10 protein-coding genes and 1 pseudogene are annotated in these 11406 nt (G+C 37.0%); 3 read left to right on the top strand and 8 right to left on the bottom strand.

Annotated elements, in window-relative coordinates; translation table 11 throughout:
* Nucleotides 1-246: 246 nt before the first annotated feature.
* Nucleotides 247-444 (top strand): annotated as a pseudogene (locus G468_RS0108825) (Fe-Mn family superoxide dismutase); the annotation flags it as partial.
* Between the two features lie 219 nt (nt 445-663).
* Here G468_RS0108825 and G468_RS0108830 read toward each other — a convergent pair.
* The gene (locus G468_RS0108830) at nt 664-1566 is read right to left on the bottom strand and encodes a hypothetical protein (protein ID WP_026822818.1); all 903 of its coding nucleotides are present in this window, start codon (nt 1564-1566) and stop codon (nt 664-666) included.
* A gap of 494 nt (nt 1567-2060) precedes the next feature.
* Between G468_RS0108830 and pykF the strand changes: the two genes are divergently transcribed.
* Nucleotides 2061-3473 carry a pyruvate kinase PykF gene (pykF, locus tag G468_RS0108835; protein WP_026822819.1) on the top strand — a complete coding sequence of 471 codons (1413 nt, stop codon included), beginning with the start codon at nt 2061-2063 and terminating at the stop codon, nt 3471-3473.
* A 559-nt stretch (nt 3474-4032) separates the two neighbouring features.
* Complete coding sequence (locus tag G468_RS0108840; protein ID WP_026822820.1) at nt 4033-4269, top strand: major outer membrane lipoprotein; 237 nt, start codon at nt 4033-4035, stop codon at nt 4267-4269.
* Between the two features lie 173 nt (nt 4270-4442).
* On the opposite strand, the gene G468_RS20270 is transcribed toward G468_RS0108840, so the two are convergent.
* The 7 genes from G468_RS20270 to sufA all read right to left on the bottom strand — a co-directional run bounded on the left by G468_RS20270 (nt 4443) and on the right by sufA (nt 11124).
* Nucleotides 4443-5360, bottom strand: a complete 918-nt coding sequence (locus tag G468_RS20270; protein ID WP_034249620.1) for a L,D-transpeptidase family protein — start codon at nt 5358-5360, stop codon at nt 4443-4445.
* 80 nt (nt 5361-5440) lie between these two features.
* A complete protein-coding gene (sufE, locus tag G468_RS0108850) occupies nt 5441-5869 on the bottom strand; it encodes a cysteine desulfuration protein SufE (protein WP_026822821.1) in 429 nt (142 codons plus the stop codon).
* A 31-nt stretch (nt 5870-5900) separates the two neighbouring features.
* On the bottom strand, nt 5901-7157 hold the full coding sequence (sufS, locus tag G468_RS0108855; RefSeq protein WP_026822822.1) for a cysteine desulfurase SufS: 1257 nt from the start codon (nt 7155-7157) through the stop codon (nt 5901-5903).
* A 1-nt stretch (nt 7158) separates the two neighbouring features.
* Entirely contained in the window at nt 7159-8478 is a 1320-nt protein-coding gene (gene sufD, locus G468_RS0108860; protein ID WP_026822823.1) for a Fe-S cluster assembly protein SufD, read from the bottom strand.
* Nucleotides 8453-9199, bottom strand: a complete 747-nt coding sequence (gene sufC / locus G468_RS0108865) for a Fe-S cluster assembly ATPase SufC (protein ID WP_026822824.1) — start codon at nt 9197-9199, stop codon at nt 8453-8455. The genes sufD and sufC overlap by 26 nt, the downstream gene beginning before the upstream one ends.
* 44 nt (nt 9200-9243) lie before the next feature.
* On the bottom strand, nt 9244-10743 hold the full coding sequence (sufB, locus tag G468_RS0108870; RefSeq protein WP_026822825.1) for a Fe-S cluster assembly protein SufB: 1500 nt from the start codon (nt 10741-10743) through the stop codon (nt 9244-9246).
* 12 nt (nt 10744-10755) lie between these two features.
* The gene (gene sufA / locus G468_RS0108875; protein WP_026822826.1) at nt 10756-11124 is read right to left on the bottom strand and encodes a Fe-S cluster assembly scaffold SufA; all 369 of its coding nucleotides are present in this window, start codon (nt 11122-11124) and stop codon (nt 10756-10758) included.
* Between the last annotated feature and the right edge of the window lie 282 nt (nt 11125-11406).

Here is an 11406-nt window from a genome sequence, read left to right on the forward strand (position 1 = left end):
AGTGCGGAAAAAGGAATACACGCCGTCACTTTACTGTCAGAAAGGCGGGATAAAATGGTCAAAAAACGATGGTTACAAACCGCAGCCTAGGAGCAGTGTGCCTATTATTAGGCTTTTAGATGATAATTTAACCGAATTACTGTTCTCATGGTTAATCAACGAGAAAACTGTCAGAATTTAATAGAAATATTAAGTTCAAAACACCTCCATTAATGCCTTACTGTATTGATTGAGATTCCTAACCATCAAGCAAATGGAAAGCTTTCCATCGTCAATACTTCAAATGCTGCAACACCCCTTACCGGTAACGATAAACCATTGCTGACTGTCGATATCTGGGAACATGCTTACTATATAGATTATCGTAATGTACGAGCAGAATATTTGACCAACTTTTGGTCACTGGTTAACTGGCAATTTGTCGAACAAAATTTATTGCAATAATTTATCGAATTTGATTTAAAACAGCGTTAAGAAGTTAAACAGCCATAACAGACGCTTAGCTATGGCTGTTATTGAGTATTCTCACTAACTGCAATGCCATAATTAATATCCAAATAACATCCTAAATTACAATCTATGGCACTATGAGTAAAATACGGATAATTTGTTATTAATCTAGTTGCTTTTCAATTGTTAATTTTCTCTTAATTCTTCGTTTATTTATCCGTTAATTGATGGATCATCCCCTTCCATGGGCGCTCTAGCTGAAGAAATGCTTTCAGCGCTGTTTTGACTTAGCCTTTCAGACGAACCCACCACTGATGATAATGAATGTCGCCCATTAGGTGCCTTCTCAATGGGGATAAAGTTCTCCTCCCAGCCAGACAAATTGCCTCCTACCATTTCGACTTCTGCAAACGGGGCCAAATCCCGGTTTATTATTAATTCTTCACTCTCAACAGCTCGACCTTCAGCGGCTCTACGTTCTGCAGCTCTTATATTATCAATATTTGAGTCATAAAAATCCTCTTGTTCTCTTTGTGCCAGCAATCTATTAAAGACTTCAACATTGAGAGTCGAATTTATACCATTTTCTTCAGCATGCAACGGTGAAAGTTCATTTTCTGCTACTGGCTGAGCGACTTGCCCACGATCTAATTGATTAATATATTCTCTGAGATCCCGAATTTGTTCGCTAGAAGCCCTTTCTAATTCAGGTAACCCATAATTAAGTTCACTAAGAGATGAAACACCATAATTAACAATATTTCTTTCAATATTAAAAGTCTCTGACTGCGTATACAGCGAAATATTGGGATCAACGCATTCAGTCATATTTAAGGCCATATTAGGTACTAGCTGCACATCTTCTGAGCTAATATTAGTGCATTGCATTGAGACCGTTAGGCGATTTGCACTAGTCGATTGTGCAGCACTCGATTCCAGTCCACTACTCATCATAGCCGACGGCCTATCGATATGATTATTACTGACATGTCGAATTTGCTGTGCCAAGTGAGAATTCATTGGGCGTGATGAGGAAATAGTAATATCATCTACTTCACCAATCTGAATCGTGGTTATATTGCTTTGCGGATAGTTATGAATAACTTGTCTAAACATGAATATTCCCCTTAAATCTTCTATAATTATTTACCAAAACACAATTTAATAGAATTAAATATCAAATATTCAATTTTATTTAAAATGAAATGACATTATTCCCTGTTGAGTATATAAATAAACAGTTAGCTTTGCTGAATATTTTCAGTCAAATTTTATCATTTCAGATAAAATTTACCGACGCTATTATTTTCTAGCGAACATCCTGACAATTAGCTTATGTTTATATTGCTCTTACGTTGATAGCATGAATAGTGCTAACTACAAATATCATTATGCGTTATATATTATTTAATGATGCAGCGGATTAATAAGCGGCTAGTTGCAATAATAACGCATGATATTTATACTTGAGCCACTTGCTTTATCTTTATTAAATACCAGTGGATTTTTAGCTATTTGTTACGGCGTATAACCTATATCAAGGCAAAAACTGATATAAACACCGCAATTAATTCATAAAATACTGCTATAAAACCTGTAGATTAATTGTCATGAAAAAAACCAAAATTGTTTGTACTATCGGCCCCAAAACTGAATCTGAAGAAAAACTGTTACAATTGCTGAATGCTGGCATGAATGTCATGCGACTAAATTTCTCCCATGGTGATCATGAAGAACATGGTCAACGCATTAAAAATCTTCGTGCCGTCTGTCGCCAAAAAAACCATCAGGCCGCTATATTATTAGATACCAAAGGGCCAGAGATCCGCACAATGCGGCTTGAAGACGGCAAGGATGTATCGCTAACCGCTGGACAAAATTTTACCTTTACAACCGACACATCAGTGATAGGTAATCAGGAGCGTGTTGCTGTAACCTACGCAGGTTTACCTAATGATCTTAAGCCTGGTAACACTATCCTGGTTGATGATGGCTTAATCGGTATGGAAGTTTTATCTGTTACCGCTAGTGATGTCATCTGTCGGGTACTTAATAATGGCGATTTAGGTGAAAATAAAGGCGTTAATTTACCAGGTGTATCGATAGGCTTGCCCGCCCTGGCAGAAAAAGATAAACAAGATCTCGTTTTTGGTTGTCAGCAAGGCGTTGATTTTGTTGCTGCTTCCTTTATCCGCAAACGCGCTGATGTAGAAGAAATCCGCGACCACCTAGCGCAGCATGGTGGTAAAAATATCCAAATCATTGCTAAAATTGAAAATCAAGAAGGGTTAAACAACTTCGATGAAATTTTAGAGGCCTCTGATGGGATTATGGTGGCTCGCGGTGATCTTGGCGTCGAGATCCCGGTCGAAGAAGTTATTTTTGCACAAAAGATGATGATCGAAAAATGCGTTGCTGCTCGTAAAATTGTCATTACTGCCACCCAAATGTTAGATTCGATGATCAAAAACCCTCGGCCTACTCGTGCCGAAGCCGGTGATGTTGCCAATGCTATTTTGGACGGTACTGATGCGGTTATGCTATCTGGCGAAAGCGCGAAAGGAAAATATCCTATCGAAGCAGTAAAAATTATGGCGACTATTTGCGTTCGTACCGATCGGGTTATGCCAAGCCGCATTGATGATAGCAAAATAAACCAAAAATTACGTATTACTGAAGCGGTTTGCCGCGGTGCAGTTGAAATGGCGGAAAAGTTAAACTCGCAATTGATTATTGTAGCAACCTACGGCGGTAAATCAGCAAAATCAGTACGTAAATATTTTCCAACAGCCCCGATCCTTGCTTTAACAACCAATGAAGAAACTGCCCGTCAATTATTATTAGTTAAAGGCGTTATTCCGCAATTAGTAAAAGAAATTGCCTCTACAGACGATTTCTATCGTATTGGTAAACAGGTTGCTTTAACAAATAATATGGCCGAAAAAGGTGATGTTGTTGTTATGGTTTCAGGTGCATTAGTGCCAAGTGGCACGACAAATACCTCATCTGTTCATATTTTATAATTCTGTTAACAAAAATAAATTCCTCTGAATAAAATAGCGGGGAATTTATTTTTTCTTTTTTTAATAAAGAAATATTAGATGGCAAATATCTAATATTGGTAATTTATAATCGAAAAGGCCATTAGCTACTTTTGCCATTGAGTATTTATTTAAAACCCATTCTATTAACCCAAAACTAATATTTCCAGCTAAAAAAGATCTTAATCCGCATGTTATTTAAAAAATAACTGTTATCGCATTAATTTTATTTTATATCAGTGGTAAAAATATTTGTCAAAATAACCCAATGAGATAATTTTAAAATGCCCCTACGCAAGCAAAATGAACAAAAAATAAACAAATTTATTCTCTTTTCTTAATTTTATTAAACAACTTGTCAGATTTTAAGTAGAAAATATTCTAATTAAGTACTAGCATAAGAATAAGTAAGTATTCTGCCTGAATTTGAAAAAGATCTAATAATTCAAAGTTAGAGACAGAAATTTATTCTCTGTTTTGCCAGGAATGTGTAATACTTACCTTGCTACTTGGAGATTAACTAAATCTAGAGGGTAATATAATGAATCGTACTAAAGTTGTACTGGGCTCTATCGTTCTGGCTTCTGCGTTGTTAGCAGGCTGTTCAAACAGTAGCCAAATTAACAAACTGTCCTCAGATGTTCAAACGTTAAACGGTAAAGTCGATCAACTATCAAATGACGTTCAGTCATTACGTAGTGATGTTCAGACTGCTAAAGATGAAGCTGCTCGTGCTAATCAACGTTTGGATAATCAAGTTCGTAGATATAAAAAGTAATCCAATTGTATTTAACGGATCACTCGATATATTAATAAGGCACCCATTGGGTGCCTTATTATTTATTACATACAACTAATTTTTAATAATACCATTATTTGATTATTTATTAATTCACTAGTTTTTATAAAAAATAGCAAATCTACTCCTATGCATCGCCATCTAATATTAATTTATGTCTTATTTACCTTTACTGGCATTCCTGAACGGCGTGCTACTGCTTGAGCAACTAATTTCTGATCAATGCCAGGTTGTTGCAAAAATGCCTTAAACTCATTGCTATAAATTAATGGCATCGTTTGCGGGTCATCAGACTCCCTTTTAGATAACGGTTGATGAACTTCGATGTAATAGCTTCCATCAGGCTCTTTAGCGTACTTAATGGGTTCATTAATTACCTGTACTCGTGTTCCTACTGGTATAGAGTAAAATAATGCTTCTATATCCTCAGGTCTTAAACGTATACAGCCGGAACTAACCCGTAATCCAATACCAAAATTAGCATTAGTACCATGGATCAGATATTGTCCCTTACCGTAAGATAATCGCAAGGCATACAGCCCCATTGGATTATCAGGCCCTGCTGGAAATACTGCCGGCAAAATAACGCCATCGGCAGCATAACGTTTACGGATATTCGCTGTCGGCGTCCAAGTTGGATTTTTAATCAATTGACTAACAGTTGTCACCATTTTAGGCGTGTTAGCACCCAATTGGCCGATACCAATAGGGTAAACAATGACTTTATTGCTTCCTTTAGGAAAATAATACAGTCGCAATTCAGCTAAATTAACAATGATTCCATCACGTTTAGTTGCTGGTAATAACATTTGCGATGGAATAATCAATGTCATACCGGCTTTAGGTAAGTAAGGGTCAGTACCTGGATTAGCTTCCAACATACCAAGTAAACCTATCTGAAATTCACTTGCAATAGCTTCCAGTGGACGCCCATCATTAGGCACCACATAATGACTATTTTCCCCAATTAAACGTGCTGTAGTGGATGGCAAGGAGTATTCAGCAGCACTGACATTGACAGTCAGCCCGCTTAAAAACAACAAGCCGATAAATAATAGAATTCTCTTCATACTTTTTCCTCCTAAGGAACGTACAAAGTTTATCGGATGAATAAGCGTCACTTTAATAATATCAGTAGTTAACTAAATGTTTAAGTGCTTGATTGGATAATTTTTTCGGCTCGCTGGTGGATTGTTCTGATCATAGCATGCAATCCCTGGCTTCTTGATGGCGTTAAATGCTGCTCCAATGACAACTTTTGGAAAAAAGTTTTACTATCTGTCGTCAAAATTTGTTGTCCTGTTTTATTTTGGAAAATAATTATTACTAGTGCAATCAATCCCTTAACTATAGCCGCATCGCTGTCACCCGCAAATTGAATCCGACCGTTACTATCGGGTTGCATAACAATCCAAACCTGGCTTTGACAACCTGAGACCTGGTTTTTTACTTGTTTTTGTTGATCACTTAGCGGTAATAATTTTTCCCCTAATTCAATTAAATAAAGATATCGCTCTTCCCAGTTTTGACAACGTGAAAAATTACGCAACAATTTATTCTCATCAGGTAAGGCTGACATCATTCTACCCTTATATGTACTTTAAAACAGATTAACCCAGTAATTTTTCAATATGTTGTAGTTTTTCAACCAAAATATCAATTTCTTCTTTAGTAGTATAAACCGCTAGCGAAGCACGGCACATAGCTGGTACTTGATACAAATCCATCAATGGCAACGCACAATGGTGACCTGTTCGTATAGCAATAGCATAATTATCTAAAAAACTACCGACATCATAAGCATGATGATCACCTAAATTAAAGGCAATAACCCCTTGGCGTTCCTCTGAACCGTAAAGACGCAAAGAATTTACCATACTCAAACGATGGTTAGCATACTGCATTAATGTAGTTTCATGAGCCAATATTTGGTCATAACCAATATTATTAACATAACGTAATGCCTCACCTAAGCCAATAATGCCAACAATATTTGGCGTGCCTGCTTCGAATCGCCATGGCACCTTTTCATAGCTAATATTGATTTTTGAGTGCTCAGCTAACGTCATACAGACTTTATCAATCATGGCTCCACCACCTTGCCAAGGCGGTAAAGCATTTAATAATGCTTTTCTACCATATAAAACACCTATTCCGGTAGGTCCATACAGTTTATGGCCGGAAAAAACATAAAAATCACAATCTAAATCTTGGACATCAATCATTTGATGCATAATGCTTTGGGCACCATCAAGTAAAATATGCAATTGCGCTGCTTTTTTTTCTGCACATTGGCGAGCATAGGCAATAATCTGTTTTACTGGGTTAACAGTTCCCAAAACATTGGACATATGAGTAAAAGAGAGTAATCGAGTCCGGCCATCGATTAGCTTATCCAATTGTTCAAAAATTAATTTTCCATCATGATCAATAGGTAATATACGAATATCAAAACCTATCTGGCCAGCAAGCAGGTGCCAAGGAACGATGTTCGCGTGATGTTCCATTTGGCTAATAATAATATTATCGCCTGGTTTGATAAACCCACGGCCATAACTATTAGCAATTAAATTTATGCCTTCTGTTGTTCCTTTAACAAAAACAATTTCTTCAGCATTAGCTGCATGAATAAAATCAGCGACTTGCTGGCGAACATTTTCCACCATCGCAGTTGCTTTACTGCTTAAGCTGTGGATCCCTCGGTGTACCGCCGCATAGTGATGACAAAGAAACTCTTTTTCTTTTTCAATTACTTGTATCGGTTTTTGCGCACTAGCAGCACTATCCAAATAAACCAACGGTTGACCCTTGATTTTTTCTGCCAGCATAGGAAAATCTTTGCGAATGGAGGCCACTGAAAATGTCATATTAAATTCCTGCTAAGCGCTGCTGAATAATATCCATTACCTTATTACTTATCTCTTCATTATCAATAGCTTCAATGACTTCAGCCGCAAAAGCAACCATGATCATATGTTTTGCATCATTGAGATGAATACCCCGTGAACGTAAATAAAACAGCTGTTCATCATCAATACGGCCTACTGTAGCACCATGACTACACTTGACATCATCAGCATAAATTTCTAATTGTGGTTTGGTATCAATTTCTGCATATTTACCTAATAACAAATTGTTATTTGTCATTTGACCATCAGTTTTAAGTGCCGGTGGTGCAACTTTAATCATACCATTAAAAACAGCTTTACTTTCATCCTGCGCAATCGTTTTATGTAACTGTCGACTTTTACAAAATGGCTGATTATGTTCAAGATAAGTCCTGCTATCAACAATTTCCCTATTTTGTGGCAACAATAAGCTATTAAGCGCTAGTCTGCTACCTGCACCATTTAACTTCACGCTGGTATGATGGCGAAGTAATGCTGAACCGATAAAAATACCGCTACTTTTTATTTGACTATCTCGCCCTGACAAAATGTCATTATGAGCAAAGTGGTTACTTTGATTGTTTTCGACGCTAAGTTTAATATGACTGAAATGACTATTATCACCAATATTAGCGGTTAAGCGGCTGCCGGTTAGATGCGGTTTATCATCGATAGAAACAAAATGTTCAATAACTTGCGATTTGCAATTAGCGCCAATTTCTAAATGATAGCGATAGTGACTAGTATTAACATAATCAGCACGGTTTGAACCAGAGGTAATATTCAATATATAAAGCGGTTTTTCTACCTGTTGATTAGCGGCCAGCTTAATCAATAGGGGCTGAGCGGCAAGACTTTCAGTTAAATAGAGAAATATTTCATCGTTCACAATAGGCGTCTGAGGCTGTGCCAGCGTATCTATCATTTGAATTTGATAAGGACCAAAGTTATCACTACTGAGTGTTGGAATAAGCCATCCATTAAACAAAACAATTTGCCAACCATCAGTGGCAATAGCCAGCTGTCTTAATTGCTCAGACGTCATTGGATTAACGCTATCATTACTTAATTGGTATTGAGCGCTAAGTACTTTTGCCAATGGCGTATAGTGCCACTCTTCATGGCGAAAGAACGGAAAACCAATTTTTTCTACCTGCTGCCAATAGGCCTGAGCTTGTTTTTCGTTCGCTCTTTTGCTGGCATAAAAAAGTGCCGCAAAACTTTTTAGCGCCTGTTTATTTAATAGGGTGACTTGACGCTGTTTTTCTGCTTTTTCACTGTTGGTCAATAAGCCAGCCATAGCCTTGTACCTCCAGTTTTTTGGCCAATGTAAAATCACCTGATTCAATAATTTTACCTTGATGGAGAACATGAACAAAATCAGGCTGCACATAATCCAAAATACGCTGATAGTGAGTAACGATGATAAATGCTCTTTCAGCGGTACGTAGGGAATTCACGCCATTAGCCACTACTTTCAGAGCATCAATATCAAGACCCGAGTCTGTTTCATCTAAAATACATAATGCGGGCTCTAACGCTGCCATCTGTAAAATATCATTGCGTTTTTTTTCACCGCCCGAAAAACCGACATTAACCGATCGAGTCAGTAAATCTTTCGGCATATCAAGCAGTTCAATTTTATCTTCAATAAAATCCTGAAAATCAAACCTATCGAGTGGCGGCTGCTGACGGTACTCTCTAACTGCATTAACGGAAGTTTGTAAAAAAAATTGATTACTTACGCCAGGAATTTCCACTGGATACTGAAAGGCTAAAAATATACCTTCGCCTGCGCGTTCTTCCGGCGATAACTCAAGTAAATTTTTATTTTTGAATAAAATTTCACCCTGCTCTATTTGATATTCTTCACGTCCCGCTAGTGTGGCTGATAAAGTACTCTTGCCTGATCCATTAGGCCCCATGATGGCATGTACTTCACCCGCTTTTACTTCTAGGTTTAATCCGTTAAGAATTTGATTACCTTCAATACTGACATTTAAATTTTTAACACTTAACATTTCATTGGCCTTTGAATAACTTAGTATTCTTTTAATAGGAACTATTAACCCACACTATGTTCCAAGCTAATTGCTAACAATTTTTGCGCTTCTACGGCAAACTCTAACGGTAATTTAGAAAAAACATCTTTACAGAAACCATTTACTATCATGGAAATGGCGTCATCCTCACTAATGCCACGTTGTAAACAATAAAAAAGTTGATCTTCACCAATACGCGATGTCGTGGCTTCATGCTCTAACTGAGCGCTACTATTTTTTACTTCGATATAAGGAAAGGTATGCGCGCCACATTCTGTGCCAATTAACATAGAATCACATTGGGTATAATTTCTGGCATTTTCTGCAGTCGGTAAAATCTTTACTAAACCGCGGTAACTATTTTGACTGCGGCCAGCTGAAATTCCTTTGGAAATAATTGTCGAATGCGTATTCTTACCAATATGGATCATTTTTGTACCGGTATCAGCCTGTTGATTACCATTGGTTAATGCAACTGAAAAAAATTCGCCCACTGAATTATCCCCTTGCAGAATAACACTGGGATATTTCCAAGTAATTGCCGATCCTGTTTCAGACTGCGTCCAGGACATTTTGGCATTTTCTCCCTCACATAAGGCGCGTTTAGTGACAAAATTTAAAATTCCACCAGTTTCACTTTCACCCCCTGAAAACCAGTTTTGTACGGTAGAATATTTTACTTCAGCATCCTTATGAATAATAACTTCAACTACAGCGGCATGTAATTGATAACTCTCTCGCACTGGCGCAGAGCATCCCTCAATATAACTAACGTAGCTGCCTTCATCAGCAACCAAGATAGTGCGCTCAAACTGACCTGTCTTAGCCGCATTAATACGAAAATAGGTTGATAATTCCATCGGGCAACGAACACCTTTTGGCACATAAACAAATGTGCCATCAGAAGCGACAGCAGAATTCAATGCAGCAAAAAAATTATCCCGATTAGAAACAACCGTACCGATATATTTTTTTACTAATTCAGGATATTGTTGGATTGCCTCACCGAAAGAACAAAAAATAATACCCAGTTTTGCTAATTCGCTACGATAGGTTGTCGAAACTGAAACCGAGTCAAAGATAGCATCTACCGCAACCGATTTGCCCTCACGTACTGGCACGCCTAGTTTATTGAATGCTTCTTCAACTTCTGCGGTCAGATAATTATTGCTATGGGTATTACTCTCGTCAGCTGATGAATCAATTTCAGCATGACAATTTTCATCGCAACTATTACAGGATGGCGCTGCATAATAACTATATTCCTGATAGTTTAAATCAGGATAATAGCCTTTAAGCCAGTGTGGCTCTTCCATACCCAACCAATGTTGATAAGCTTCTAAACGAAACTGTAACATCCAATCAGGTTCATTACGTTTGGCTGAAATGGCTTTGATAACCTCTTCATTGAGGCCTTTAGCTAATTCATCCGTTGCAACCTGAGTGAAAAACCCCTCTTTATAACGATGTTCCACTAACCATTGTTGAACATCATCACCAATTTCTATATTACGCTGTGACATAATTTAATTCGCTTAAATACCAAAGCTTTCACCACAACCACAAGCGTGCTGAGCTTTAGGATTATTAAATTTAAATACTTGATTAAGTCCCTCACGAACATAATCAACCTCAGTGCCATCAATAAATGGCATTGCTTTTAGAGGCACAAAAAGTTTGGCGCCATTATTTTCAAACAGCAAATATTCTTTGGTTGGATTATCAATCAATGCAATAACATAACCAAATCCTGCACAGCCTGATTGTTTGATATTAAGAGATAATCCCTGACTATCAGGATTTTTTTTCATTAATTTACGAATTTGAGCAGCCGCTTTATCGGTCATGGTAAGGCCCTGCCAGGTTGTTTCATTTAAAGAAAAAGTATCAACATGCTCTGCCATTATTGACCTCACTAAACTAATATTTTCACTATATTATACTATGTAAGTAACTAGACTTTTTTTGCTTAATATTATATATGGTAATGATAACATTTCTCACTTCAACCATTTATTTTAAGAGGATATTTTCATTAGCATATTTTTTCAGCAAAAAGTGGCATTTATTTTACTATAATTTCACAATTTTCAATTCATTATTTATTTTAATTCACTGATAAATATATTAAAAATAAAATTAACCAGCAAATTTATAAATGTTTCAGGTGAAAACCAAAGTGTTGC

Source organism: Arsenophonus nasoniae DSM 15247 (genome assembly GCF_000429565.1).
Classification (GTDB): domain Bacteria; phylum Pseudomonadota; class Gammaproteobacteria; order Enterobacterales; family Enterobacteriaceae; genus Arsenophonus; species Arsenophonus nasoniae.

Bases quoted from the DNA above. Each gene is read 5' to 3' on its own strand.
- sufE (WP_026822821.1), bottom strand. From the start codon at position 5,869: ATGTCAGCCTTACCTGATGAGAATAAATTGTTGCGTAATTTTTCACGT.
- pykF (WP_026822819.1), top strand. From the start codon at position 2,061: ATGAAAAAAACCAAAATTGTTTGTACTATCGGCCCCAAAACTGAATCT.
- sufS (WP_026822822.1), bottom strand. From the start codon at position 7,157: ATGACATTTTCAGTGGCCTCCATTCGCAAAGATTTTCCTATGCTGGCA.
- G468_RS0108830 (WP_026822818.1), bottom strand. From the start codon at position 1,566: ATGTTTAGACAAGTTATTCATAACTATCCGCAAAGCAATATAACCACG.
- sufD (WP_026822823.1), bottom strand. From the start codon at position 8,478: ATGGCTGGCTTATTGACCAACAGTGAAAAAGCAGAAAAACAGCGTCAA.
- sufB (WP_026822825.1), bottom strand. From the start codon at position 10,743: ATGTCACAGCGTAATATAGAAATTGGTGATGATGTTCAACAATGGTTA.
- sufC (WP_026822824.1), bottom strand. From the start codon at position 9,199: ATGTTAAGTGTTAAAAATTTAAATGTCAGTATTGAAGGTAATCAAATT.
- G468_RS0108840 (WP_026822820.1), top strand. From the start codon at position 4,033: ATGAATCGTACTAAAGTTGTACTGGGCTCTATCGTTCTGGCTTCTGCG.
- sufA (WP_026822826.1), bottom strand. From the start codon at position 11,124: ATGGCAGAGCATGTTGATACTTTTTCTTTAAATGAAACAACCTGGCAG.
- G468_RS20270 (WP_034249620.1), bottom strand. From the start codon at position 5,360: ATGAAGAGAATTCTATTATTTATCGGCTTGTTGTTTTTAAGCGGGCTG.